Here is a 26,545-nt window from a genome sequence, read left to right on the forward strand (position 1 = left end):
CGACTACAGAAAGGCCTCTAAGTGCTTTTTGAGGTAATCCCAGATCACTTTTTTCGGGTATTTTCAGGCCCTAGACGTCATATCAATGCATACCTGATCAAACGATTATATAATGTCTATTATGGCGATGATGCAGATCTAGAGGTGCCGCTCGCGTCAGAAGTCAGGGCGTTTCTTATCTCAGAGATTCGCACACTTCCGGAACACCTTCAGCAAACCCTGGATAGGGACGGTGCTCCATCCAGTCCCGAAACCGAGGGGCATGAGTTCTTCCGTAAACTGGTGACGTCCTACAAGTGGCTCAAGATCACAAGAGACCTTGGTAAAAAGTATGTTCAGTTCACAGCCGTTGCACACTCCATCCTTGATTTTTTTATGGGGCTGCGCTCTGCTTTGTCGGAAGACTTTACCATTGACCTTGCAGGCATTTTATCGAGCCTTGAGACTACGGTAAACAAGAGCGATCCTCATGCGTGTCTGTCTGCACAGAAACAGTCTCGCGAATTAGTGAAGAAGCTGAAAGCCCTCAGCGCCTCCCTCATCGATATTGAAGAGCAGTTCTTCACTAACAAGGATCTTAAATCCAACATTCATCTGCTGATGCGGGAATTTTTCGACAATATCCTGATAAAGGAAATTGCGCCGCTTGTTACCCAAAACCACCCAATACGGTATCGGACGCGGATCATCGAGCTCTGCAATGAGCTGAGATCGGACCGTAGCGCTGTGATGTTGCTTGGGCGTTCCTTGTCAAAGGCAAGTAAGTATGGCGAGATGGAAGCCATTGATGTGATCAATGTCTCTTTGAGCTTCATATCCCGTGCCTTTGATATCGTCCCTGCGCTGATGCGCCAGGTTGACACAAATCGCCGAAAGCTTGAGACCCGAATCGATAATACAACCAAATATATGGAGCTATCAGCACCAACCGATACGGAAAAATTGCGCCTGGTGTTGGCAAATATCTCCCGCCACCCTGTCGAGGAAAACGAGTTTGACTTTCGGGGGCGAGCCGGGCTTGTCAGCGAGACAATGCAGGAGTTATTCCCGTGGCCGTTCCTGTCTGAAGGGTGGTCCCTTATCGACGACGCCTGCCTCACCTTTCCCGCTGCAAGAAAACGCTTGGTCGTGCCAAAACGGCAGAGGCGGCAAAAACGGAACAAAGCGGCGGATAGGCGGATCAGGGCTATCAGGCAGTGGGAGTTGTTTCTGGAGGGAGATCCGGAGATCGCCCGCACTATCATTGAGAAAACCATTTGCAAGGGTGAACCTTTTCGGAGCGCCGAGATGAAGGTGGATGGACTGAGCGACTTTATCCTTTTTGATCAGCTCAGAAGCCTTGAAACGGTTTTCGAGGGGGTCCTTAGGGAAGACTATCAGATTGACCGAGAGGAACTGGGCGAAAACGACTTCGCTATCTTCCGGCACTTTACGATCACACCAAGACACAAGGATGGGGGAAAATATGGCTGATGCTATGCTGTTTGAAGAAGCCGAAGAATTGCTGGAAAAGGCAGCGCGCCGCAACTTGAAAATCGACGAATCAGACCTTCAGAAAACAGCCCAGCACCTTTTCGAGAAGCAGTTTCTGTTGGAAGAAGTCAAGCTTGACCGGGCGAAATACGAGATTGTCGCTCGATATCCCCAGTATTTCGACATGCTGGCTTACGCCTTCGGGCGCCGGCTAATCATCGACCCAGAGAAGGGCCTTGTTGGCCTAGTGCCGATTGACCACGCAAGTGAGGCCCGCGGCCCCAGACGCCTGCGCGTGTCGCAGTCAAGAACCCAGATTCTCTTGGCCTTACGGATCGCGTTTGCCGATGCTGCAAGTGGTGGGCATTACCGGCGAGGCATGGTGGCACAGATTCCCATGAAAGATGTGATCGAGATTCTTGAGACTGGTCTGGGCCAGAAGTTCGAATGGAGCCCGCACTTTGTTGAGGACCTTCGCTGGGCAAAACAACATCGGATTGTTGTCGGGTCCCTGGACGAGATCAAAGAGGAGGATGCCGTCATCGAAGTAGCTCCGACGATCCTACACATCATTGGTGATAATTGGCGGGAGCTTGCTGAAAGATATCACGGCAGTTTTGGCCAAGCGGCCATAGAGGCGAAAGAACAGGCTGAGAAGGAAGCAGCACTTAAGAAACCTGCGCAAGAACAGCATGACGGCGAGGAATAGCGAGATGGATGAAAAACCAAACCTTGAGCCAAGAAAATCTTCCGGATTGCCAGCTACCCACATTTACAATGCGCGGTCTCTTGCTGACCACCCAAAGGTTTTTGAGCTGGTCCATATCGCCATCGTGAATTGGTACCTGTTGGACAGGGAAGACCTGCCTGTCCGCGGTGCGATCGCGATCACAGGCGCCAACGGAGCAGGCAAGTCGTCGATCCAAGATGGCATACTGGCTGTCATTTCCGCCCTCGACGAAAGCAAAATGGACTTCAATGCCCTGGCTCGTGGTGGCGCCAGCAAAGCCCTTGGCGGTCGCTCTGTAAAGGACTACGCCCTTGGGAAGCTGGATGACTACGGCTATAGGCGCTCTGATGAGGACGGCACACTCACCCGATTCTCCCTCGGTTTCAAGCACACTGTTACGCAGGAGGAAGTATCCATCGGGTTTGCGATTTCTACCGCACCTGGGCAAGACAAATATGATATTGAGGCCCTTTTCATTGTTAAAGGACGCGTTCTCAAGACTGACGACTTCGTAGATGACTTTGACGAGGACGAGTATTCACCTGTGTTCTTTCAAGAAACGACCGACAGGCTTCAAACTGAAGGGCTTCAGGTCGAAACCTATAGCAAGCACGAGAAGAGAAAGTTCCTAAAGCACTATCTGACAGCGCTGCAAGGCCAGAAATTCAGAATGGATGCTGAGCCCGAGCGGGTCAGGAAAGGCTTCCTGGCGGCGGCGTCCTTGAAAGAGATCAAGAACATCTCGGACTTCGCAAGGCGTTATGTCTTTGACCCCGCCTACATCGATGTCGGCGACTTCAGAGAAAGCTATGAACGCTATACCGCGCTCAAGAATAAGGTTGAACGGATACAGGACGAGATTGACGTCCTGAGCGGACTGATCGATGTCTGCACCTCATACGAAACCAAGGGACGGCAGATCGAGGCTTGTGAATGGTTCAAGCGTCGAGCGCTAAACATTGAGGAGTATCTCAGGTTTCGTGAAACCCGTGAGAACATGATCAAGGCTGAGGCTGACTACCGCGCAAGGGAGGTACTTCTTCAGCATGGGCAAAATGCGCTTGAACAACGCCTCGCCCAGCGAAATGCCATGGAAAAGAGGCTGAACGAGGCTGGCGTCAATGACATGGTCGAAAAGCTACGGCTTCAGGACGAACAAAAAATTAGAGCCGCAGGGGAATTGAGGGGTGAAATTCAGCGCTTCGACACGGCTATCAAGGGCGTTGTGGGGTTGCAGCAGAATGCCCACTATATCAAAAACCATCGGCCTCTATTCGAAGCGATCAATACCGTAGCCAAAACGATGTCTCCCCTGCCCGCCAGTGCAGTTGAAGCGGATGCCGTTGACCATAGCTTGGAGGGCGTCAGGAGTTTTTCTGCGCTCGAGACAGATATCAAGGCTCAGCTTCAGACGGCTTTTGCTGAAGCGGAAGCGGCTGAAATACAACTGAAGGAGTTTGAGGGCCTCAGAAATACTCAAGGTCGCTCCAGTGTTCGGGTTCCAGAGGCAATTTCAACGTTTCAGGAAAGCCTCCGAAGGGACAGCCTTGATACAAAACTACTGTTCGAGCTTGTCGACGACGTTGATGAAGAGTGGCAAGACGTGATCGAGGCATATCTAGGACAAGACAGGTTTGCAATTGTTCCTCGCCCTGATCAGGCAATCGGAGTCATCAGTGCATATCGCCGCCATCCGAACACTGGCCCCTTCCGGGCTGTAAAAGTGCTAAACAGCGCCTGGTCGGTCACCAAGGGGCGGAGCGCAAAACCCAATAGCATCGCCAGCAAAATTACAGCGACCGATCCGACCGTCAGGGCAATCCTGGATGACCGCTACGGCGATATCATCTGTGTTGAAGACAGCGAAGACTTTGAACTTCATGCAAGGGTTCTGACCCGAGACTTTACGACACAGAGTGGAGGCATGGTGTCAAGGATCAGGCCTGCAGTTGGTGCCCTGCTATCTTCCAGCACATCGCCACAAATGGCGGCAAGGCTTCAGGAAAGCTTCTATGAAGCTCAGAGCCAGCTTAAGAAGGCGATGCATGAAGTCACGAGAATTGAAACCGATCATGCCACAGCCAAGCGGTTCATTACAGCCCATGATCGGTGGCAAGAGCGCCGCATTCGTAAGATTTGCGAAGAAATAGATGACATCGCGAACGAAAGAGCATCAATCCAGAAACAGATTGAAGTCGCGTTTGCAAGTGTCGACGCAGACCTACAGACCGAGTTTCAGGCACTTGAACAGGAGATTGGTGAGGCACGAAAGGAATTGGAGAGAGACCAGAACCTTTATGAAAAGGCTAAGGAAACATTCAATACTCAGCGGGGCATTCTCAAATATTTGCCTGAGCTCAAGAGCTATCGCACCCGTTTGGAGCTGAATAAACGGCCAGCCGCAGCTGACTTTGCCATGACGAGCTTCTCAGCACTTTTCAAGCGAAATCTGGAGCAGAAGCAAGCTCGCTCTTCCCAAGCCCTTTCGGTTGCCGCGCGGATAAAATCACTGGAGACCGCTCTGGCTGGAAGCACAACGGTGTGTGATCAGGAAAAACAAAGGCTAGAGCCTGAGATTGAGGCAGCCGGGGCAAGGATCGTCAAGGACTATGCAAACTATGTCCGCGATTTCCAACAGGACCCAATACTGGACTTTGAAACTCGCCGGGCAGATATCCATGACCACGTGTCTCGACGCCATGCAAAACTGAAGGATCATGTCCTTCTCGATTATGAGGCCAAGCTGGCGGAAGCGCTCGTGCAAGTCGATGAGATGCTGCAGGGGCGGTATTTGACCGAGCTTCATGGCCGAATTCAGGAGATCGATATCCGGCGGAACAGTATCAACAATAGCCTCCGCAAAAGCCCCTTCCATGGAGAACACTATCGGTTCGTCATGAAATGCAAGGCAGATTACCTTCCTCTCACAAAATTGGCGGACCGGATCGGTGGTGATGGCGCTCAGCTTAGCCTCTCGATGAATCCCGACGATATCAAAGACCTTGAAGAGGATGATGTGGAAGCGCTTGAGAAACTGAAGCTGCTGATCTCCTCTCCAGAGTTCGAGTATGATGAATTTACCGACCCGCTCACCTTTTATGACTTTGAGCTAGAGATTGGTCGCTACGAGCAGTCCGAGACGGGTCGAACGGTCTTTAGGAAAAAGACAACCTTTACGCACGGCGTTGGCACCCGCTCCGGAGGAGAGATACAGGCCCCCTACTATGTTGTACTGGCATCTGCCATGTCTTCGCTCTATCACGGCAGGAGCATTAACACCCATGACTCGCTCGGAATGGGCTTGATTTGTCTCGATGAGGTGATGAACAAGACCGATAGCCCGAACATGCGGCGGTTCATTGACTTTCTCGTCAGCATTGGCCTTCAGCCCATCATGGCGGCGCCAGGTAAGGAAAGAAGCACCTTCCAAAGCCGATGTGACACCGTCATCGATATTGTGAAGATTGAAAACAATGCGATGCTTGACATTCTCTATCCAAAGAACCGGCTCCATGCAGAAATCAAGGCATCAGACCCCAACGAAAGATCACTAGAGGCATTTGCGCGTGACGACGATTGATCTTCCAGAGGCCCTGCAGCGCGAACTCTGCAAGTTTGCTGACAAATATGAGCGTGCCACATGGAGCGGCGCGAGGGAGCCCACACTAAAGTCCCCTAGTCCGACCTTAATCGGGCAGGAACGGGAGCGCACAGATGCGGCGCTGGAGCATCTATGCCAGACGCGGGCGCTAAAACCAGTCTTTGGTAGGCGCCGGGACCAAGCTCATGTCATTGAGCGGTACAAGGTCGCAGACTTGGAATCATTGAACGAACAGTTGAGTAGGTCCTTGCTTGGCGACCGCATCGAACGCGGTTTGGCCTCTATTTCTCATATCTACGCAGACCGAGCAGAGGCCCGCAACTTTCAAGACTGGGTAATCCGAGCAGCAGCCGAGAAGTGGCGCACAGGTCAATCTTTCTATGGCTACCGTATTGACAACGCCTTAGCCCTTTCAAAGGTCGTTACAGTGGCCACCTCACTCATTGCAGGCAAGGGCGGAGGCAAAACAATCAGGAAGTTCAGCACTGAATCTGTCAGGGACAGCAAGTTCGTCGGAGACCACCAGAGCAAGATACAACGATTGTTGGTTGCCTATTATGGCTTTGAGCCGGAAACTGCACCAGATTTTCTGAGCAAGTTTGGACTCGGGACCCCAGCCGCGCCTGTATTCGTCTCAGGGCAACTTAAGGCGGTATATGACGGCCACGCAGGGATAGACGTTGGCGAAGTCCCGTTTGTCGGTTTGCCACCAAATGGCGCCTTTTCGCCAGCGCTAGCAGTGAAGGCCGTTTTGACAATCGAAAACTGGGAGAGCTTCTATAGGCATATTGTCGAGGTGCCGGAGCGCGAAGTGATCGTTCTCTATACCGGGGGTTTTGCGTCAGTGGAGACAGCTTCTATCCTTGAGAAGCTGATAAGCGCTGGCCTCGACTGGTTCCATTGGGGTGACATAGATCCATACGGCCTAGCCATTATTCAAGCGCTTGAAGGTGCGGTAGGCCAACCGTCAAAACCACATCTTATGTCTCTCGAACGACTGCACGAGATTGGGGCTTGGGCTGACCGGCCAGCAAATGCGAAAGTCCTGCAAGACCTGGCCGACAGAGATGGATGGATGCAAGACTTGGCACAGTATTTCCTGAGTGAAGATCGCACCAGGTGGCTTGAACAAGAAATGCAAGACCCTGAGCCAATTTTTCGCCCCTCGAACGTCAAGCCAGTTGAAAATCCGCCCTCGGAAAAGCCGCTCTATTAGCCTTGGTTGAGGCTGCTGACGCTGCGTAGCACTGCCGCCTATATCATGTTTTGTCCGGGAAAAGGCCTGGCATCCATCTGCCTGCCAATGTAGCTGGGAATGTAAGCCGCAGTGGCGCCCGTGTGCTTGCACTTGTGAGTACCCCTCGATCCAGCAAAGCCGACGTAATGCGCCGCGCGGTACGTTCACTGGCGTTCAAGAGTGGGCCGACATCACCGCGTGGCAGTTCACCCCGAAACAGAACCGCCTCCATGACATTTCCGGACTTGGCCGGCAGACGGTCTCCGCGGATTTCTTCTTCCACCCAAATCAACATGCGATCCCGCAACCGGTCTGGCTGAACCAGCTCTTCCATAAAACTAACCTCGTCAATGCAGGCCTTCAGGAAGAATTTGGCAAACTCCGCGAGCGATTCTTCGCTCAGGTTTCCACGGCCATCCAGGTCATTGCGTCGGGGTTGATCGCAAGCTGCCAGATGCGCCTTGTAGGTTTCGACATTGCGGGCAAGTCCACGCGCAATTGACCAAATGCCGCCTGTATCGAGCGCATCACGCAGCATGGCATAAGACATCAAACGAGATACACGTCCGTTGCCATCCAAGAATGGGTGAAGCCAGGCAAGTCGATGGTGTGCGGCGGCGGCGGCAATGATGGAATCCAACCTACCCAGCTTTTCATACGAAGCCTCAAAACGCTTCATGAAACGAGGCAGGGCCCCTGGGCTGATTGGGATATGCCGTCCGACCTCTACATCTCGATCACGAATTTTCCCCGGTACGACCTCGATCTTACCTTTCGTGACTGGGTCTTCTACCCACAGCAGCTCCTTCGGGAGCAATTCACAGAAACGGCGATGGATTTCCAAGATGCCTGCTGCTGAAGTCGCTTTACCATTCAGGCCACCTTCATCAATCCATTTCTGCACAGCAATGTGGGCTTCAGCCTCAAGTTGCAAATCACGCTGTTGGGGGTCGGCGCTATAATCTTTTTTCATTGCGCGTTCGATATCGACCGGGTGCGTATCATGTCCCTCAATAAGATTGCTGTAATAGCAGTTCATGGCACGTACGAGATCGGACAAGGCGGTAACCACGCCGTCGGGCAGGCTCCGCCGCAGGCCTGTCGATTTAGCGGTCAGCTCCAAAGCGAGATCAGCCAATTCCCCCCGGTGTTTAGAGCTTTCAGGCACAAGCATGGGCTCCATACTTGTAACAGCTTCACCTCGATCTACGGGCATTTCCTTGTCCATATCTTTGGCCGCTTATCTGTCCGGTTTTAAACAAGTAATAAGTACATATATATCATTATGTTATATTTTTAAATAGGCGTTTATGTCAGAGAAATTGGCCACTTTATTGGCCTATGAATTATAAGACAACTCTATGCTTTTAGCATCGCCCAAAAGACGAGAGATCCCTGGCTACATTATGTCATGGAAACAGATGGCAGGTGAGGATGGTTGACAAGAACACCCACATCAAAAAGAGCGATTTATCTGCTGACGAAAGAGTGATTTACTAAACAGGCGGTTTAACGCCGCCTGTTTACATTATCCTCGGTGGAACGATCCGGATTGTCCCGCGCATACTCACGGCCGTTGATTTTGACAACATGTGCATCTGGATGTTCGCCGCGTTTGATTTCAGCGACAACATTCCTGCGCGGTACATCTTTTCGTGCACCAATATCATAGTGTTCATTACGACCTCCAGGGCCGTCGTTTTTGCCAACAATTTTTGTCATTTTGACTTCTCCTGCTATTTGGCTTTCCATCAGTTAAGTGAATTGATCACACGCCCGACCTAACGCAAGCGCCGTTTCATCCGTTCGATCTGTTCGGGAGAGCCTTCAGCCTCAAAGCCATTCCGGGTTTTCTTCACTCTAACGCCCGGACCCGCAGCCCTACGGATTCCCTGCTCAATCGTTTTTTCAAACGATCGTTTCATTTCGCGTTCAAGCTGCTGCGAGCTTGTAATGTGTTTACCGTTAAACTTCATATCAATGCGTACCATGTCAGGCCTCCTATTATCCCTTGGGTGGAAAAGGGTCATTGCCGTATGAGTCGCGAGCGCGAATGCGTCCATCGCGGCCATGAATCAGCAATTCACTTTGCTGGTTGCGAGCAATTTCGCGGGCAGCATCAATAGCTTCAGCCTGCGTGTCGTGAATGGACGTTGCCCGGGAATTTCCTTCGCCCTGGACAGCCCATTGGCCTTGCCTTGGCGTAACATGTTGATTTTTAGACATTTTACTAACCTCTTCCTGCATAACACGTTGACAAAAACGCCCTGTCGTCATATTGTTTGTGACGTTTTGTCATAGGTGCGGCTCAAAAAATATCGCCACGCAATTGTGACGATTTCGTCATCGTAACAAATACGGAGTAGTCATGTCAAGTCCATCCCGCCCTGGTGAAATCTTTGCAACCCGACTAGCTGAAGCAAGAGAACTAAGACGGCTTAATCAGTCCGAACTTGCACGCAAAGCAGGGCTGCAGCCCTCTGCTATTGCCCATTTCGAAGGGAAAAGGCGTAAACCGTCGTTCGCTAACATTCTGGCGCTAGCAAATGCGCTCGGTGTTTCGTCTGATTATTTGATTGGTAAAGCAGCCAATATTCAGGGAGCCACAACCGCCTTTCGAAACGAGGAGAAACTTACGGCTGATGATAGAGATTTTATTCAGTCAATCATCAATGCTCGTATTCAGAAAACCGAGGAAGAGTAATGGCCGAGCGCTTCCAGCTAAAGATGGCGAAACAGGAAGGTGAACGGATTGCAAAGGAAGCTGGCTTCGACAGCTTTCCCATCTGCCCGCGTACCATAGCAAGTAAACACAATATCCTTATTGAAGCTAAGCCGCCTGACATCGCGGGGGTAAGTGGCGGAATCATTTTTGTGAACAACCAGGCCATAATTTTTCACGCGACAAATATTGAAAATGAAGGCTTCATAAATTTCACTATATCTCACGAGCTGGGGCATTTCTTTTTGCCCGGACACCCTGAAGCAATTCAAGAACAAGGTGGGGCGCACGTCTCTAAAGCTGGCTTCACCCAAGGAGATTCCTCTATCGAACTTGAAGCGGATCACTTTGCTGCGGGCCTTCTGATGCCCGAACATCTGGTGAGAACACATATAAATCAGAATCCTCCCGGCCTGGGCTCCATATTAGAGTTAAGTTCTATTGCAGAATGTTCTGTTACTGCCGCAGCAATTCGTACGGCTGAATGCAGCCGAGATCCCATCGCAATTGTTGTTAGCTCCGCTGATACCATTGCTTACGCATTTATGTCAGAAAGCCTCAAAGATTTCAGACCACGCTTTTTGAGAAAAGGTTCGGCACTTCCAAGCTCAGCGACTGCTCAGTTCAATAAGGCTCCAAATCAGGCACTTACTGCAACTCGCAAATGTGCGCAGACAACGTTTTCAGATTGGTTTGGAGGGGAGCATTCTTTCGTGATGGACGAGGAAATTCTTGGCCTTGGCCAATATGGATTTACGCTGACCGTCTTATCGTCGGAGGAAGTGCCCAAACTTGATGATCCTGATGATGAGGAAGAAAATAATTTAGAAGAGAGCTGGACACCGCGTTTTGCCTATGGGCGGTAGTCCTGTCGAAGAGATACGCATTTCATTTCAGCATACAAGGTCAGCAATAGACACCCTCAAAGCCGCCGCAATTTCACTGAGCACTGTGATTGTGGGGTTCCGAACACCCCTTTCAACACCCGAAATATAGGTGCGGTGCAGCCCCGATCGAAAAGCCAGTTCCTCCTGCGAGATGTTCTGCTCCCGCCGGATTTTTGCAATGTTAGCGCCGACTTGCTGCTTGATGTCCATGCAGCAACTGTTCGGCCATCGTAGATTATTGGTCTACAGACTATGAGTCACATTAAGCATTGATGCTGGCCTTAAATTGCATACTATAAGTAACAGCACGACACGAGGAGACGTAGGATGATTAGGAAAACTGCGGTCGGCTTGGCTGCTGAACAGGCCGTAGAAAATACCAGGCGGCGCCAGTGGGAAGCAGAACAGCATGCAAAAACTGAAAAGCTAGTTCAGGAAGCGGTAGAGGACGCGGTTCTGGAACAGACCAACCCTGCAGTTGCCAAACAGAGAAAGGAAGCGAAAGCAGATGCCAAAGGTGTCGTGCCGTTTTGCCTTTTCTATTTGGTTATGGGAGGCATCGCCTACAGCAATATAGGCCAATATGAAAGCTTGGCGTTTCTCAACTTCCCAGGAATCGGTTGGCTAATGGGGTTTGCAATCTTCTATTGCGGCATCGTCATACCTGCGAGAGACGTTCGTTGGCCCTACCTGCCAGGGATCGCGGTGATGCTCTACCCAATATATGATATGGCACCATTTTTTACATCCTTGGTTGGCATGCAGGAAAACATGCAAAATGTTGGCGTTGTCGCCGCCGTCATGTTTGGGTTTTGGTTTCTGGTGCTGCGGACGGCACGAACCGCCCAAGGGTTTGCCTAGAAACTTGAAGGTAGAAACCACGTGTTCCCATGTCCAAAGGGACCCACAAAATGAACACTGTCAGGTACCCATTCTACACGATACTATCGACGGTCAATGCGCCCTACAGAGAGCATATTGATGCCGACCAGCTAGCAGAGTGCATTCGCGACGTTGGCGAAGTAAATAAGTTTACGGCGCAAGTGTGGGGCTTTTTCGGGGAAGTGCCTATCCCGCATCAAATAGCTTTTGCCGCCCATTATTCGATGTCCCCGAAAGAACTGCAGGCGGCAGCGAGAAGGTTCAGCGAACTGTCGGGCGCGTACTTCAAAATCTGTGAAATCGACCTCTGACTGCGAAGTATATGGCTCAACAAATCGTTCCAGAAAACGCCTCCACCTCCTCATTGGTGGCGTATAGCACCACAGTCATGTAGGCTAACCAGCCAAGCATTTTGACGCCGAGGCGGCGACCCGCTTGGCCAGCCCCGAATTCTTGTTTTGTGTGGGCCAAAGTCGCGTACACGATGCCATTTTCATTACTGGGGTTTTTACGGCTTCTTTTTGTATTGAAATTTTTGTCTACAAGGTGAAAAAAAGGCGCTTTGCCCCAGTACACTAAAATATCATTTTCAGCTCTTTTTACTTCCTCGCCTGAGCCTTTTACCGTTGCAACCAATTCCAATTTCCAAAATTCATTGGGAAGCAAACCGTTCGAAAACCCGGCGATATCATTAAGCTCTTCGCGCGTATAAATAACGAGCTGGTGCTGGCTCACAGTAAAGGATTTTAGAACCGCTAGAGCTTGTCTTACTTTCAATTTGCGCTCACGTTTTTTTTTGCAGTATTTCCTAAGCTTATTGGCTGCCTCCATTGCCAACTGCCTGACTTTTGGGCTCTTGTGTAGATTTGGCAAAATAGCAGGCAGGCTTTCCTCGCACCCTCCATTAGAAACTAGTTTTTGTGCGCCTGTACTAGTTTTAATATCCGCCAATTTCCTGCATCTAGATAACATATCTGACAGATCGGACTTAGAAACAGGATACTGAACGATAACCGAACTTAACTCTTGTCCCCCTGCTAGCTTACTAAGTGCACCAGCCAAAATTAAATAGGTTGCAGGTAAATCAAATGTCAGGTCCGGTTTGATGCTTCTAGGTTTTTTAACAGGCTTTTGTTTTTCTCCTGTATTTTTACGCACCTTCTTAGCCAATCTATTCATTACTCGAACATAGCCCAGTTCATCCAATTCGCCTTGCCGGAAATTCAGAAGTTTCTTAAGCGATTCTTGAAGAGGGTCTAATTTCATTGGAGTGTCCTTATTAGTTTTTGGATGCCAAAGGCTTCTGGCCAGCTTCTGATGCATTATCTCTGGAATCGTATGAATGTACGTTTGTATGGAAGTGGCCGGTGACGCATGGCCGAGTGCCCTAGCGATTTGCCAGAGACCGTCCCGCGCCAGATCCTCACTTCGCAGCCAGTGCTCACGCAGAGCAAGCAATTTGTCTTCATCAAAACCAGTAAGTGTCTTTGCTAGATCCCATTCTTCGCTAACAATCGCATAGGAGGTACTTGCCCAGCTGTGACGTAGCGAATGAAAAACAACTTCAGTATTGCCAGTCGATTGCCTTAGAGCGCCCCCTAGAATTTGGCTGCACTTGACCTGTTCCAAAGGGATATTTTGCCCTCCAAGCCCAAACAGATAGTCAGCCTTATCACTATCAATCTTGAGTTCATGATAATATTGCTTGAGTAGAGTGAGCTCTTCCTCACATAAAAGGCTGGCCAACTCCAACTTTCGCAGTGAATTATCAGACTTGTTTGAGCCCAACCGGCTTCCGCGTACATAGATTGCCCAATTTGATTCTGGGTCGATGTCTCTAAACCGCAGCTTTAGAATTTCTCCAATCCTGACACCGCACCTAAACCCAAAAATGAGGATCAACTTCAGCTGCGCTCTGAAAATTTCGTCTTCATCGAGCTGATCTAGAGCTTCCAATACGTTATAGACATGCCGATAATCGACAATAGAGGTACAGACGAAGGTAAGTGAGGAGCTCGTTTTTAGAAAGGTTGCCAACTCGCCCTCTAACGGCCACCCATACTCCTCCACTCCAAACTGGTGAATCCAGCGAAGCCGCTGAATATATGTTTCACGCCGGTTGGTGTCAGTAGTACCTTCGATTATCTGCTGATACACAGCGAGTATTTGATCGGCTGTTAGCTCCTCGAAGCTGTGCCCCTGGACAGCGGTAAACCACTCAACATCGATGCTAGTCAGATAATCTTTGGCTGTCGCGACTTTGATATGGCTGAGTTTGTATTCAATCCATTGGACGAGTAACTGCGTTTCAATAGTCCAATCGCGCATTTCATGAATAATGAAATTCTGTATGTTGTTTCGCGACGCTTTAATACTTGTATTAACTAACAGGCTGCGAATTTGCGAAGCGGCCATTTCACCAAATGAGCTGCTTAGCCTGCCCTTTTTATGTTTGCGAACAGACTTCTTTTTCTCCCGAGCAGAATTGTCAACTGGTCGCCAAATTATGCGATTAATCGAATTGTGCAGGCTTAATAGTGATCCATTGTTCGGCGCAAAATTATACTGCCCCGGTCCGGCAATATAAGCATCTCCATAACTAATATCAGCCTTCAAAACGAACCACTGAATATATGGAACACATCGACATAGTTCCTTAAGGGAGTTAATGCCGCGATCACTGGCCCCTACAAACCAGGTCGAAAACCAAGAAAAAAAGCGGCTCCTGCTATTTGGTAGATTGTGATGCGAGACACTCGAACAAAACGGGCCAGCCAAAAGCAAACACAAAGTCTGCATGTCTACTGGCCAATGCAACTGCCTATGCGCTTCATCTTCTGACTTACGCAAATTGAAAGGGCCTTTGTCCACCTTGGAAGATAGGTCAACATAACTGCGGCCTCCCACTGTCCACCACTGGAGGCCGCCTCTGTGCAATTGGGTATAAAGTGCATACACCATCTCGGGTTTGGTTAGCCCTCCGCGGGTCATAGCGGAGTAGATTGTTAAGGCCATCCATGCTTCGATGTCTGGATGGTTTATTTGCAAACTCTCCAAGCGTGCAACAAACTTAGATTCCCAGTCCAAAAGGCTAACACACCTCTGCATTCGCTCTTTGGTCCAATACGCATGAGTTGGAGCAGATTGGTTCGTTGATTCCGGCTCTTTCTTGAGTCGGCTTTTTTCAGCATTGTTCCAACTGCCTAGTTTCTTCAAGGCCTCTGGCAATGAAACTTTTGGAGCCTCGGGCAATTTCCAATCGCAGGGGTTGAAAGGAGTGATACCAACGCCTTCCAGCACCCGAGACATTGTCTCAGACGCTTCTCTCTGAAGTACAGGACCCAGGCCTGAAAAACGGTCATCGGCTTCTTTTTGGCCTTCAAGGTGACCTGCCCATGCAGGAAATTGGTCTGCAGACAAGGTTGTTACTAACTTGGTCAATGTGAAGTGCCTCGCCCAATTCGGCGGAAAACGCCAGAACTTCTGCACCAAGGCCTTGAGATTCCTCACGCTGAAATCTTTGCGCTGTTTTTTGCCGTCGATCAGAAAAAATAGAGGCGCGTCGCCGTTCAAGCTCATTTCTATGTGCTTGGCCAATTGGAGCTGACTTAGGTCGGCCTGCCTTTTAAAATTTTGAAGGTAACCAAGATAAAATTTCAGTTGCTGAACTGCTGCGACTGATAACACAAGTGGCCGCGTTGTCTTGTCTTCGACAATGATCAAGCCTGACAACAAATCAAAATGTAAGACCGATTTTAGTGCGCCAACATTATGCCGATGTCCCGTTGACAGCTGAAAATATACCCAGGTCATGTAGGCTATTTCATTATGGCGGTTCACATATTCGGCTATGTCATCTGCCAAAGCACCCCGCAGGGGTTTGACCTGTTGCCGGTACATCCATGATAAGCTGTTGTCATCAATAGTTAATGCTGTGCCAACAACAGCATCAGGAACACTCGGTATTTCATCGTCCGAGAATCCTAGTTCCTTAAGAAACCTATGAAGGGGGGGAAGAATATCGGAGATCTTTAGTTGACTATAGTGAAGAGCTACGCATCGCCGAGGGCTTAAGCCGGTCAGATAGCCAATATCTGCGATCCCACATTTCTTGGTAGATAAATAGTAAGAAAGAGATGATGCCACTCGCCCAGGCGAATAGGGTCGCCGATCATATTCCTGCAGGTCTTTAATAATAGTGCCTGCAATCTTTCCTACTTCCTTCCGCCTGAGGACTGAAAGTTTAGCCCACAGCGTCAAATATACGCCTAACGACTTAGGAATGGGTTGCTGGAAGGGGCCAGTTTTCACCTCATTCACAAGGTGACTGTAGCCTGTTTCCTCAATGAAACCTTCCAGATCACTCCTGATTATTTGAGGGCGATAGTATAAGTATATACCCCCATCTTCTATACCCCACCATTCTTCATTTTCGGGATGAGCTTCAAACTGCAACCTCATCAATCGACGCTGGGAACGTCCAGTGACCAACGACAGTCCGGTGAATAGCGCCATGCACCATTTAGTGGAGCCCGATGGGGCAGCCTTCAATAACGACAAACATTTGCTCAAAAGGGCTTGGTCTTCACCCAAACTCTCGGCATTGTAATTGGCAGTTAGCCAGCGCTCTTGAAGGACAAAGTTTTTGCTCGACTTACCTTTTTCTCGGCCCTTTTTCTTACTGGCTAAATTGCCCCGAAAAACAGTCATGTGTCTGTTTTCTTTGTGTGAGACCAAAGGTTCATTTGATCACTCTGATCTTCACGATTTGCCGCCACTTCTATCAGGTAGTTGAGCAAAGCAGTTGCCAGGCTATCAAAGTCCTCCTCGGCTTTGGCTGGCCGTCGCGAGGTTTTTTCCACCGGCCTTTGTCCAAATGTATCGAATATTCCAACATGGGTTTTGCGACAAACTTCAATGACACTAAATGCAGCGCGAACCTTAGCCCAAACCAGCTCTTCCACCTCTTCCTCAGACATTGACACCACAATTGCAGGGATCGATATGTCATCGAAAGCAGCCCATTGGTGTTTCTTCAAGATCGCCGCAAAGACAGGACAAATCACATAAAACTCACGCGATTTCCCCGCCCTAGCAACTAACGGTCGGTCCGCAAGTAGATGCTGCTTACACCTTTGAAGGTTCTTTACAAGAGAAGAAGAGTGTCGGTCGGGATCAATAAACTCAGGTCGAATCTTCTGCTCCAAGAACGGATGGATCAGCAATCTGTGGTTCTTTACTGAGAGGTTTATGAATGCCAAATAATTTTCCTAAGTCGCAATTGTCAAGCAATCCCCAATCCCTCGAAGTGCAGAGTTCCTGGAACGAATACTGATTCCATTCATTGTGCTCCAACAACCCTACGCTTGTCACAAGACTTGACGAGTTATAGCGCACAAGGACACCGTGATGAAGGATTTATACAGGATTATATCCCATGATTATGCAGAAAATTTTATATACTTTGAAAATTGATTTTAATCAACGTCAATTACCTTAAGCCAAATATTGTATAACTAACTGATTTAACAATATAAATACACTTATCATATTTTTTGGTAAATTAATATACATGCTTAAATATTAGCTTCAGGTGCTAGTGTCCGTATGGACGTGGAGGTTCGAGTCCTCTTCTGGGCACCATCAAAACCCGCCTTAACCGTTTTCGGTCAGGCGGGTTTTTGCTTTTTGGGCCAACGGCCGCTCTCGACCCCAGTGCCTTCAGGATCCAACGCCGCGTCAGATAGCTGGTTCATTTCATGGAAGCATCAGGAAAGCTTTCCACGTCGCCTTTGGGGCCCAGTTTATGATTTTGGCAGCGGCCCGGGCTTGATTTCACATGTTATTTTCTTGCTGGTTTTTTGAAGAAAGAAACGGACAACCACCCCGTTGTTCAGCGATACCGTCGTTCCGCCGCAGATCTTTTCAAAGTTGGTCGGCCCCGGGTGTGGTTCGATGAAGAATTCGAATGAGTTCGAAGGATCGGGATTGTATCTTGGATAGCAGGATGCCGGTATCTGGTACTTGTTGTAGGTACCCTGATCAAGCAGTTCATTGGTAACCTGCACGATCTTGGTGGAATCCGGGTCGTCACCATCCCTGCATGTCAGCCAGATGTTATCTCCCGAAAGCCCGGGAATCGAACCAATTTCCGAACGAAGCGCCACATAAGCGGTCCAATTTTCCTCAGACTGAGAAGCCGCCCCTGCCCCAGAAACAAGACTGGCCGTCGCACCCAATGCGGCAGCGGCCGCCCCGATATATTTGATGTTCACATGAACCTCCTAAGAATAGAATATAACCATTGGTAGTATCGAGAATTGACCTTATCCATTGTGAGTGCCCAAATATAGCTGAGGCGGTATTCATCTAACTATTATTGGTTGTATTTTCGAAGCCACCGCTCCACAACCGTCGACGGATCGGCCAAAACAGGCTACTGATGCGCCATGAACACAAATGATGACTTAGAGATTTTCCTGGTGACCGTGCCGGGGCTGGAACCGGCCCTGCTGGCGGAAGCGACCGAACGCGGCTTCGATGGGGCCGAGGCTACCACAGGCGGTGTGACCGTGCGCGGCGGCTGGCCTGACGTATGGCGGGCCAACCTGGAACTGCGCGGGGCCTCGAAGGTACTGGTGCGGCTGGGCGAGTTTCGCGTGATGCACCTGGCCAAGCTGGACAAGCTGGCGCGCAAGTTCCCCTGGGGCGAAACGCTTCGCCGGGATGTGCCGGTACGCGTGGAAGTGACCTGCAAGAAATCGCGCATCTATCATCATAAGGCGGCGGCCGAGCGGATCGAAAAGGCCATCACGGAAGAGTTCGGCGGCACGATTTCACCAGATGCCGAGGTGTGCATCAAAGCGCGCATCTTTGACGACATGTGCACCATCAGTGTCGACACCTCCGGCGAAAGCCTGCACAAACGCGGCCATAAGGAAGCCGTGAACAAGGCGCCCATGCGGGAAAACCTGGCGGCGCTACTGCTGCGCGAATGCGGCTATAAGGGCCAGGAGCCGGTTGTGGACCCCATGTGCGGGTCCGGCACCTTTGTGATTGAGGCGGCAGAGATGGCGCTGGGCCTGAACCCCGGCCGGTCACGCACGTTTGCGTTCGAGCAGCTGGTGGGCTTCGACAAGGCGGCCTGGCGCAGGATGACCAAACTGAAACCCAACCCGCAAACAGACGTACGCTTCCATGGCTTTGACCGCGACAAGGGCGCCGTGGCCATGTGCGACGCCAACGCCGAGCGGGCGGGGGTCAAGCATATCACCCACTTTGACCAGCTGACCATCAGCCGCCTCAAGGCGCCCGAAGGCCCGGCGGGCCTGGTGATCATCAACCCGCCTTACGGCGTTCGCATTGGTGAAGTGAACAAGCTGCGGTCGCTTTATCAGTCGCTCGGTAATAGCTTGAAGGCCGAGTTTGTCGGCTGGCGCGTCGGGCTGGTGACCAACTCGGACGAGCTGGCGCGGACGACGGGCCTCAAGTTCCGCAAAGCCAAAACCCGCTTTTCGCACGGCGGTATTCCGGTGACACTGTACCAGACCGCACCACTGGCGAACGGCGGCTAAACAGCCGCCAGCATCTCTTCGCTGATCGTCCATAGGCGGTCGGCATTTGCTTCATCGCACGCCCATTCGCGGACATGTTCCCAGCGCTGGCTGGTCTCGTCACCAAGCTTGGCAATATCGCAGTCTTCACAGTAAAGGCCACCCATGCCCTCAAGCTTTGGGGAGGTCGCGGCCCACACGGCGGTCGATGCCCCTTGCTCTGGCGTCTTGAACATGGCCTTCACGCGCTCAGGCACCGTGCCGTCGGCGTTCTTCCAGCCGAGCGCAACCATTTCTTCTTCCGGCAGGTGGCGCTGAAGCGGCGTGAAAATGCCGCCCGGATGCACTGAAAAGGCCCGGATACCGTTTGCCGCCTCGCGCCGGTCGAGCGCGTTTGCAAACAGGGCGTCGGCGGTTTTGGATTGGCCGTAGGCTGTCCATTTCTGATAGTCCGTGCGCTCAAAATGAATGTCGTCCCAGAGGACATCCGTGATGATGTGGGCCGTGGACGACAGGGCAACCACCCGCGCGCCACCCGCGCGCCTGAGCGCTGGCAAGAGGCCGAGTGTAAGCGCCATATGCCCCAGGTGATTGACACCAAACTGGGCTTCCCAGCCCGGGCCCACGCGGGTTTCGGGGCAGGCCATGATGCCCGCGTTGTTGATCAGGATATCAAGCGGCTTGTCCGTGGCTTCATAGCTATCCGCGAAAGCGCGGACCGAGGCGATATCCGCCAGGTCCATCGCCGCCACGGTGACGCCAGGAATGCCTTTAAGCGCCTCAGCCGCTGTGTCCACGCGCCGGGCCGGAACGGTGATGCTGGCGCCTGCTGCCACCAGAGCCCGCACCATCTCAAGCCCGATGCCGCTATAGCCACCGGTGACAATGATGTTCTTGCCCTTGAGATCGATGCCCTCAAGCACCTCCGATGCCGTTGATTTTGCGTGAAACCCCGATCCGATCGGTTTCTGGTCTGCGGCTGCCATATGATGTCCCCTCATGAATATGTTCCTTCATGAGGTAAGGGGACGGGGCCCGAAGGCAAGGCCGTTAATCCATTCGTGAAAACCGGGGGTTATTCAAAATAGGTCATGCATTGGCGTGACAGCGCGACCAGATCACCGCTTTCGGTGAATATCTGGCCGGATTGCTGGCAATAGCCGCCAGCCGCGGCCTCCAGGCTATAGTCCAGATAGAACCAGTCGCTGTCCACTTCATGCGCGGGCACGACAAACTCAAGCGACCAGCTGAGCGAGCTGGCCATGATCCGCCGGTCATAGTGCGCCATCATGAGCGGCGGCGGGATATCGGCGACCGCGATGATTTTCTCGACCGGAAAGGCGCTCATGTCCGACTTGTGGCGCACCCACTTGCCAAGCCGGCGGGCGCCGGTATTCGATGTGGGGATGCCGTCGCCTGTCCAGTGAATGTCGAAATTCTGAAGGAAAGACGGCAGCGGCGTGCGTGAAGGGTCCATCGGGGGGACGCTGTCGCGCGGTTCCGGCCGGAAGGCTGCAGCCGGGGCGACCGCTTTGGTGTCGCGCGCGCTGCCGAACGCGGCCGATGCCTGAAGGCACACCGCATCACCGGCCAGAACCCGCGTCGTCGCCTGGCTGACATTCTTGCCTTCGCGCAACAGTTCTGACCGGACAGTCACCGCTTCTGCCGGGATCGGCCCAACGAAGGACACCATCAGGGACCGCATGGGCTTTTCCTCTGGCAGGACCTGGCGCATGCCCGTGGCCGCCATAGCCGCGCCAAGCCCACCGAAGGCCGCGCGCCCCTGCATCCACAGGGGTGTCACCTGGGTCATCGCTTCTGGTCCATCAATATCGGCCAGAATGTCGGCCATCGTTCTGTCTGTCATCTGTCTCAGCCTCAAAAAAACACTGCACGCTCAGCAATGCACGCATCGCAAACAAGGAAATAAGGCACTTGCATGCCAGAACAAGCGTTCAATGATGCATGGCGCCTATGTCCAATTGTATTCAAGCCTTTCCGGCATATAGTTCTTTTTTCTGCCACAAGGCTCTTTATAATAGCCATTCGTCATGACAAAAGGTGGCAGTAGGGTGCCTTAAGGGGCCCACAGACTGTTTACATCTATTTCAGGAGCACATATGGCCATTCACTTTTACGAGGGCGACCTGCCGGACGGGCTGGATTTCGGACCGTCCGTAGCCATCGACAGCGAAACCATGGGGCTCCTGCCGCACCGGGACAGGCTGTGTGTGGTACAGCTTTCAAGCGGCGACGGCGACGCCCATCTGGTGCGCTTCAAAAAGGGCGCCTATGACGCGCCGAACCTGAAGAAACTGCTCGCAGACCCGAAAGTTCTGAAGATTTTCCATTTCGCCCGCTTTGATGTCGCGGTGATGAAGCAGTATCTGGGCGTCGACACGGCGCCGATCTACTGCACCAAGATCGCCTCCAAGCTGGTGCGCACCTATACCGACCGCCACGGCCTGAAGGACCTGTGCCGCGAACTGGTTGGCGTTGAGCTGGACAAGCAGCAGCAATCAAGCGACTGGGGCGCAGACGACATCAGTGATGCGCAGAAAAATTATGCCGCATCCGACGTGCTGTATCTGCACAAGATGAAAGACAAGCTGGACATGATGCTGGCCCGCGAAGGGCGCACGGCGCTGGCGCAAGCGGCTTTCGACTTCCTGCCGACCCGCGCCGAGCTGGACCTGGCAGGGTTCGAGCCGATGGATATTTTCTCCCACTAATGGATAGGGACAAGTTTCGTGACCAAGGCTGATCGCGACCATTATACAAGCCCAGGGTTGGCCCGCGAGGAAGCCATGGCCGCCTTGTCGCCTGTCATGGCGACCCCTTCCAGCCCCTTTTGGGACAGCTTCATTCATGCCATGCGCGTGGTGCTGCCTTTGGTTGCCATCATCCTGGGCGGGATAACCCTGCTGTGGCCCATCCTGAACGAAACGGAAGTCAGCTTCACCCTGTCGAAAGATGAAGTGGCCAAATCGGACGGCGTGATCCGGATGACCAACCTGAGCTATGCCGGCACGGACGGGCTGGACCGGCTGTTCCGGGTACAGGCGGCCTCCGGCCTTCAGGAAAACCCGAGCGCGCCGCGCATCCGCCTGACAGACATCCGCGCCGAAATGGAACTCGACCCCGGCATGCCGGCAACCGTTGAGGCCCGCACCGGCATCTACCGCATGAAAGAAGGGACGCTGTCGCTTGTGGGCGGCGTTCATGTCAACACATCGAACGGCTACCGGCTGGATATGGCTGGCGCCGAAGTGGACCTGAAAGCCCACACAGCCACAGGACAGGGGTCCATCAACGGCGTGTCCGACCTGGGCACGCTTGAAGCAGGCCGCATGGAAATCCTGGTGGATGAACGCGAAGGCCTGTTTGATGGCGGCGTGAAGCTGTCCATCACGCCCCGCCGCCCAAAAGGCAATGACACAAAAGACAACCCAGCCGCTAACCGTGAGGCAAAATCATGATTTCCAAGACCCTGAAGACCGTGGCCGTATCGGCAATGCTGCTGGCCGCACCGGGCGCGATGGCGCAGTCCGTGCTCAAAAATCATGATACCTATCAGCCGCTGGATATCTCTGCTGAGCGGCTGGAGATGAAACAGCGGGAAGGCCGGGCAATCTTTCAGGGGTCCGTCAATGTCAAGCAAGGGGGCATGACCCTGACATCAGACACATTGACGGTGTTCTATGAGACCGAAAGCGGCATCAAGAACCCCAGCATCGACCGGCTGGATGCCCAGGGCCATGTGACCCTCACGTCCTCGTCCGAGAGCCTGGCAGGCGACTGGGCCGTCTATGATGTGGACCGGCGGCTGGTGACCATTGGCGGCAATGTGGTGTTCACCCAGGGTGACAACAGCCTGCGCGGCGAACGGCTTGAATTTGATCTGGTTTCCGGACTGGCAAAACTGGATGGTGAGGCCAGCAATGAGGGCCGGGTGCGCGGCACCTTCAACGTGCCAACCAAGAAAGATGGCGACCAGCAATAGCAGCCCTTTGGCCACATTCACCTGATGATTCATTGCCTGGTCTTTTAGGAATTTTCCTGCCTAATGGGCTGGCGTAAACATCTTATTCATGATTTATTGACAATGCTTATGCATAAAATGAGCCAACAGCAAGTTTGGCTTGCTGCTAAGCGTGGGGGATGGCCCGGGGCCCGGGTCACATCGAGAGGCAGTATATGAGTGTAGACACAGACATCAAGGCAGGCGGCGCCCCCGCCCACGGCCTGACCGGCGGGACCGATGAGGGTCTTATTATCGACGGTATCGGCAAGTCCTATAGCGGCCGGCCGATCCTGCGCGATGTGTCATTGTCTGTGCACCGCGGCGAAGTTGTCGGCTTACTCGGCCCCAACGGCGCGGGCAAAACCACCTGCTTCTATTCCATCACCGGACTGATCGCGCCAGACCATGGCCGCGTCATGCTGGACGGCAATGACATCACCCACCTGCCCATGTACCGCCGTGCCCGTTTGGGCATCGGCTACCTGCCGCAGGAAACATCCATTTTCCGCGGCATGACGGTCGAGGACAATATCCGCGCCGTGCTTGAGGTGGTCGAAACTGACCGCAAGCTTCGCGACGCGATGCTCGACAAGCTGCTCGAGGAATTCTCGATCACGCACCTGAGGAACACGCCCGCGCTCGCGCTTTCAGGCGGTGAACGTCGGCGCTGCGAAATCGCCCGGGCGCTTGCCGCCCGCCCAAGCTTTGTGCTGCTCGATGAACCGTTCGCCGGCATTGACCCGATCGCCATCGCCGACATTCGCGACCTGACGGCCCACCTGAAGGACCGCGGCATCGGCGTGCTGATCACAGACCATAACGTGCGCGAGACTCTTGATATCATCGACCGTGCCTACATCATCTATGACGGGCACGTTCTGTTTGAAGGTAACGCCGAAGCTGTCCTCAAGGACCCGGATGTCCGCCGGGTATACCTTGGCGAAAGCTTCAGCCTGTAGGAGGTGGAGACGTGGCGCTAACGCCAAGACTTGATCTCAGGCAAAGCCAACAGCTGGTGATGACTCCCCAGCTGCAGCAGGCGATCAAGCTTTTGCAGCTCTCCAACTTAGAGCTGGCCGACTATGTCTCGACCGAAGTGGAGCGCAACCCGCTTCTGGAAATTGGTGAGCCCGGCGACAGTGGCGGCCCGGACGAGGGCAGCAACCAGGGCGACAGCGACTTTAGCGACTCGAACCTGCGCGACGGCGGCGAAGCCCGCGACGGCAGCGACGGGATCGTGGCCGCCGACAAGAGCATGGACAGCGACTTTGATACGTCGTCCAGCTCGGACGGCGCGCTCGACGCCAACTATGAGACCAATATCTACAATAACGACGCCGTTTCCGACCGGGTGCCGCAGGAAGGTGGCGGTGCCAGCAGCGGATCGCTTTCCTATGAAGGCGGCGGCGCCATCAAGGGCGGCGGCGGCTTTTCCGACGAGCGCAGCCTGGACCAGACGCTTGAAGGCGAAGAAAACCTGCATGACTTCCTGATGCGCCAGATGTCCGTGCTGCTGCAGGAGCCTGCAGACCGGCTGATCGCGACCCACCTGATCGACCTGGTGGATGAGGCCGGCTATGTGAATGCGGACGATGTCCAGGAGGTTGGTGAACAATTGGGCGCCACACCGGAAGACCTGGAGCGCGTGCTGATGGCGCTGCAGACGCTCGAGCCTTCGGGCTGTTTTGCCCGCTCTTTGTCTGAGTGCCTCGCGATCCAGCTGAAGGAGCTGGACCGGTACGACCCCGCAATGCAGGCGCTTGTCGAAAACCTTGAGCTGCTGGCCAAACGCGACATGGCAACCCTGAAGCGCCTGTGCGGCATCGACCAGAATGACCTGGCGGACATGATCAAGGAAATCCGCCTGCTGAACCCGAAGCCGGGCCTTGCCTATGGCGGTCAGGCGGTGCAGCCCGTGGTGCCCGATATTTTCGTTCAGAAAAGCCGGGCCGGCACCTGGGTGGTGGAACTGAATACCGACACGCTGCCGAAGGTGCTGGTGAACCAGCAATATCTGACGGAACTGGGTGACGTGAGTGGCGGCAAGGAAGCCAAAGCTTTCGTGTCCGACTGCCTGTCGAACGCCAACTGGCTGGTAAAGGCCCTGGACCAGCGCGCGCGCACCATCCTCAAGGTTGCAACAGCGCTTGTGAAAACCCAGAGCCAGTTTTTCGAGCATGGCGTGCGGTTCCTCAAACCGCTGACGCTCAAGGACATCGCGGACGAGATTGAAATGCACGAATCCACCGTCTCGCGCGTGACCAACAACAAGTTCATGTCCTGCCCGCGCGGTATGTTCGAGTTGAAGTATTTCTTCACCTCCGCCATTTCTGCGGGCGATGGCGGCGATGCCCATTCGTCCGAGTCGGTCAAATTCCGCCTCAAGGAACTGATTGACGATGAAGATCCGAAGAAAATCCTGTCCGATGACAAGCTGGTGATCATGATGAAGGCAGAGGGCATCGACATCGCACGACGCACGGTTGCAAAATATCGGGAGGCGATGAAAATCCCGTCTTCCGTCCAGCGCCGTCGCCTGAAAAACATGGGCAGCTAGAACACGGCTGGCTGAGTCGTTTTCGGCCCTTGCAAAACCACCTGCCAGACCTCACATGAAAACTTGTTAAAATTCAAAAATTTGACACAAATCAAAGTGGATTAACCACACTTAAACCATCTTTTGTGGTAGGCTGAAATTTCCAACCGCAATGGTTGGAAAGCGGCGCCAGTGTCAGACGGGGACAGACGCTGGAACTCAACGCTGCAGCCGGACCGCAACGGTCCGTGGTATAGTAGCGGTAGCCTCCCCGGCTACCTGAGAAAGGATGATTGGCTCCTATGGATATCAATGTTACCGGACGGAAAATGAATGTTGGTGAATCGCTCACTCAGCATGTCGAAGAACGCCTCGAAACTGTCGCAGAAAAGTTCTTTAACCGCACCATTGATGCAAACGCCACTTTTGTCAAAGAAGGACACTTATACCGAGTTGATGTATCGCTTCACGCCAATCAAGGGATCAATATGCAGGCCCACGCGGAAGCAGACGACCCCTATGCTGCATTCGAACTCGCAGCCGATAAAATAGAAAAACAGTTGCGTCGATACAAACGACGCCTTAAGAACCACCACCACACGCCGCAGCGCGAGATTGCAATTGAGGTCGCAAGCGACCTGGTGCTCGCGCCGGAAGAAGAAGATGCCGAGGGCATGCTGAACGGCGAGAGCGCCGAAGGCCAACCGTTGATCATCGCGGAGAACAAGAAAGAGATCCCCCACGTCAGTGTGCGGGACGCCGTGATGTTGATGGACCTGGCCGATGCCAATGTCTTCATGTTCCGTAATCGCAAGGGCGATACGCTGGACGTGGTATACCGTAGGCCAGATGGCAACATCGGGTGGATCAGCCCGAGTGCCGCCTAACAGGTAGCAGGTA

25 protein-coding genes are annotated in these 26,545 nt (G+C 52.7%); 15 read left to right on the top strand and 10 right to left on the bottom strand.

Annotated elements, in window-relative coordinates:
- The first annotated feature begins 21 nt into the window (after positions 1-21).
- Genes B3Z17_RS07650 through B3Z17_RS07665 form a run of 4 tightly spaced genes read left to right on the top strand, consistent with a single transcriptional unit; the run spans position 22 to position 7,020 of the window.
- Positions 22-1,473: a Wadjet anti-phage system protein JetA family protein gene (locus B3Z17_RS07650; protein WP_286829269.1), complete on the top strand. Its 1,452-nt coding sequence runs from the start codon at positions 22-24 to the stop codon at positions 1,471-1,473.
- Entirely contained in the window at positions 1,466-2,182 is a 717-nt protein-coding gene (locus tag B3Z17_RS07655; protein ID WP_286829270.1) for a DUF4194 domain-containing protein, read from the top strand. The genes B3Z17_RS07650 and B3Z17_RS07655 overlap by 8 nt, the downstream gene beginning before the upstream one ends.
- Positions 2,183-2,186: 4 nt before the next feature.
- The gene (locus B3Z17_RS07660) at positions 2,187-5,783 is read left to right on the top strand and encodes an SbcC/MukB-like Walker B domain-containing protein (protein ID WP_286829271.1); all 3,597 of its coding nucleotides are present in this window, start codon (positions 2,187-2,189) and stop codon (positions 5,781-5,783) included.
- Positions 5,770-7,020 carry a Wadjet anti-phage system protein JetD domain-containing protein gene (locus tag B3Z17_RS07665; RefSeq protein WP_286829272.1) on the top strand — a complete coding sequence of 417 codons (1,251 nt, stop codon included), beginning with the start codon at positions 5,770-5,772 and terminating at the stop codon, positions 7,018-7,020. The genes B3Z17_RS07660 and B3Z17_RS07665 overlap by 14 nt, the downstream gene beginning before the upstream one ends.
- A gap of 43 nt (positions 7,021-7,063) precedes the next feature.
- Here the strand turns inward: B3Z17_RS07665 and B3Z17_RS07670 are convergent, their stop codons facing one another.
- The 4 genes from B3Z17_RS07670 to B3Z17_RS07685 all read right to left on the bottom strand — a co-directional run bounded on the left by B3Z17_RS07670 (position 7,064) and on the right by B3Z17_RS07685 (position 9,267).
- Positions 7,064-8,269 carry a Fic family protein gene (locus tag B3Z17_RS07670; protein ID WP_286829273.1) on the bottom strand — a complete coding sequence of 402 codons (1,206 nt, stop codon included), beginning with the start codon at positions 8,267-8,269 and terminating at the stop codon, positions 7,064-7,066.
- A gap of 281 nt (positions 8,270-8,550) precedes the next feature.
- Positions 8,551-8,763 carry a hypothetical protein gene (locus tag B3Z17_RS07675; protein ID WP_286829274.1) on the bottom strand — a complete coding sequence of 71 codons (213 nt, stop codon included), beginning with the start codon at positions 8,761-8,763 and terminating at the stop codon, positions 8,551-8,553.
- A gap of 59 nt (positions 8,764-8,822) precedes the next feature.
- On the bottom strand, positions 8,823-9,032 hold the full coding sequence (locus B3Z17_RS07680; RefSeq protein WP_286829275.1) for a hypothetical protein: 210 nt from the start codon (positions 9,030-9,032) through the stop codon (positions 8,823-8,825).
- A gap of 13 nt (positions 9,033-9,045) precedes the next feature.
- A complete protein-coding gene (locus B3Z17_RS07685) occupies positions 9,046-9,267 on the bottom strand; it encodes a DUF2188 domain-containing protein (protein WP_068148654.1) in 222 nt (73 codons plus the stop codon).
- Positions 9,268-9,409: 142 nt separating this feature from the next.
- On the opposite strand from B3Z17_RS07685, the gene B3Z17_RS07690 reads away from it, so the two are divergent.
- Entirely contained in the window at positions 9,410-9,745 is a 336-nt protein-coding gene (locus B3Z17_RS07690) for a helix-turn-helix domain-containing protein (RefSeq protein WP_286829276.1), read from the top strand.
- Positions 9,745-10,629 (top strand): ImmA/IrrE family metallo-endopeptidase, encoded by an 885-nt coding sequence (locus B3Z17_RS07695; RefSeq protein WP_286829277.1) that lies wholly within the window; start codon positions 9,745-9,747, stop codon positions 10,627-10,629. The genes B3Z17_RS07690 and B3Z17_RS07695 overlap by 1 nt, the downstream gene beginning before the upstream one ends.
- A gap of 27 nt (positions 10,630-10,656) precedes the next feature.
- Here the strand turns inward: B3Z17_RS07695 and B3Z17_RS07700 are convergent, their stop codons facing one another.
- On the bottom strand, positions 10,657-10,860 hold the full coding sequence (locus B3Z17_RS07700; protein WP_286829278.1) for a helix-turn-helix domain-containing protein: 204 nt from the start codon (positions 10,858-10,860) through the stop codon (positions 10,657-10,659).
- A gap of 117 nt (positions 10,861-10,977) precedes the next feature.
- Between B3Z17_RS07700 and B3Z17_RS07705 the strand changes: the two genes are divergently transcribed.
- Both B3Z17_RS07705 and B3Z17_RS07710 read left to right on the top strand, forming a co-directional pair.
- The gene (locus tag B3Z17_RS07705; RefSeq protein WP_286829279.1) at positions 10,978-11,511 is read left to right on the top strand and encodes a hypothetical protein; all 534 of its coding nucleotides are present in this window, start codon (positions 10,978-10,980) and stop codon (positions 11,509-11,511) included.
- Positions 11,512-11,561: 50 nt separating this feature from the next.
- On the top strand, positions 11,562-11,843 hold the full coding sequence (locus B3Z17_RS07710) for a hypothetical protein (RefSeq protein WP_286829280.1): 282 nt from the start codon (positions 11,562-11,564) through the stop codon (positions 11,841-11,843).
- A 16-nt stretch (positions 11,844-11,859) separates the two neighbouring features.
- Here B3Z17_RS07710 and B3Z17_RS07715 read toward each other — a convergent pair whose 3' ends face one another.
- From B3Z17_RS07715 to B3Z17_RS07725, 3 genes are all read right to left on the bottom strand, one after another.
- The gene (locus B3Z17_RS07715; protein WP_286829281.1) at positions 11,860-16,242 is read right to left on the bottom strand and encodes a tyrosine-type recombinase/integrase; all 4,383 of its coding nucleotides are present in this window, start codon (positions 16,240-16,242) and stop codon (positions 11,860-11,862) included.
- Positions 16,239-16,793, bottom strand: coding sequence for a hypothetical protein (locus B3Z17_RS07720; RefSeq protein ID WP_286829282.1), 555 nt, complete (start codon positions 16,791-16,793; stop codon positions 16,239-16,241). Before B3Z17_RS07720 ends, B3Z17_RS07715 begins: the two co-directional genes overlap by 4 nt.
- Before the next feature lie 543 nt (positions 16,794-17,336).
- Complete coding sequence (locus B3Z17_RS07725) at positions 17,337-17,807, bottom strand: hypothetical protein (RefSeq protein WP_068308579.1); 471 nt, start codon at positions 17,805-17,807, stop codon at positions 17,337-17,339.
- 174 nt (positions 17,808-17,981) lie between these two features.
- Here B3Z17_RS07725 and B3Z17_RS07730 point away from each other — a divergent pair, with 174 nt between their 5' ends.
- On the top strand, positions 17,982-19,106 hold the full coding sequence (locus tag B3Z17_RS07730; RefSeq protein ID WP_286829283.1) for a THUMP domain-containing class I SAM-dependent RNA methyltransferase: 1,125 nt from the start codon (positions 17,982-17,984) through the stop codon (positions 19,104-19,106).
- Here the strand turns inward: B3Z17_RS07730 and B3Z17_RS07735 are convergent.
- The gene (locus B3Z17_RS07735) at positions 19,103-20,071 is read right to left on the bottom strand and encodes an oxidoreductase (protein ID WP_286829284.1); all 969 of its coding nucleotides are present in this window, start codon (positions 20,069-20,071) and stop codon (positions 19,103-19,105) included. The genes B3Z17_RS07730 and B3Z17_RS07735 overlap by 4 nt on opposite strands.
- A gap of 89 nt (positions 20,072-20,160) precedes the next feature.
- Positions 20,161-20,952 carry a thioesterase family protein gene (locus B3Z17_RS07740; protein WP_286829285.1) on the bottom strand — a complete coding sequence of 264 codons (792 nt, stop codon included), beginning with the start codon at positions 20,950-20,952 and terminating at the stop codon, positions 20,161-20,163.
- A gap of 253 nt (positions 20,953-21,205) precedes the next feature.
- On the opposite strand from B3Z17_RS07740, the gene B3Z17_RS07745 reads away from it, so the two are divergent.
- The 6 genes from B3Z17_RS07745 to hpf all read left to right on the top strand — a co-directional run bounded on the left by B3Z17_RS07745 (position 21,206) and on the right by hpf (position 26,532).
- Positions 21,206-21,817: a ribonuclease D gene (locus B3Z17_RS07745; RefSeq protein ID WP_068308586.1), complete on the top strand. Its 612-nt coding sequence runs from the start codon at positions 21,206-21,208 to the stop codon at positions 21,815-21,817.
- A gap of 18 nt (positions 21,818-21,835) precedes the next feature.
- A complete protein-coding gene (locus B3Z17_RS07750; RefSeq protein WP_068308587.1) occupies positions 21,836-22,564 on the top strand; it encodes a hypothetical protein in 729 nt (242 codons plus the stop codon).
- The gene (locus B3Z17_RS07755; protein ID WP_286829286.1) at positions 22,561-23,088 is read left to right on the top strand and encodes an LptA/OstA family protein; all 528 of its coding nucleotides are present in this window, start codon (positions 22,561-22,563) and stop codon (positions 23,086-23,088) included. The genes B3Z17_RS07750 and B3Z17_RS07755 overlap by 4 nt, the downstream gene beginning before the upstream one ends.
- A gap of 194 nt (positions 23,089-23,282) precedes the next feature.
- The gene (gene lptB / locus B3Z17_RS07760; protein ID WP_286829287.1) at positions 23,283-24,068 is read left to right on the top strand and encodes an LPS export ABC transporter ATP-binding protein; all 786 of its coding nucleotides are present in this window, start codon (positions 23,283-23,285) and stop codon (positions 24,066-24,068) included.
- Positions 24,069-24,079: 11 nt separating this feature from the next.
- Positions 24,080-25,666 (top strand): RNA polymerase factor sigma-54, encoded by a 1,587-nt coding sequence (rpoN, locus tag B3Z17_RS07765; protein ID WP_286829288.1) that lies wholly within the window; start codon positions 24,080-24,082, stop codon positions 25,664-25,666.
- Positions 25,667-25,947: 281 nt separating this feature from the next.
- Positions 25,948-26,532, top strand: coding sequence for a ribosome hibernation-promoting factor, HPF/YfiA family (gene hpf / locus B3Z17_RS07770; protein ID WP_068308593.1), 585 nt, complete (start codon positions 25,948-25,950; stop codon positions 26,530-26,532).
- Positions 26,533-26,545 lie beyond the last annotated feature (13 nt).

Origin of the sequence: Kordiimonas sp. UBA4487 (genome assembly GCF_002389025.1) — a bacterium.
Taxonomy (GTDB): Bacteria; Pseudomonadota; Alphaproteobacteria; order Sphingomonadales; family Kordiimonadaceae; genus Kordiimonas; species Kordiimonas lacus.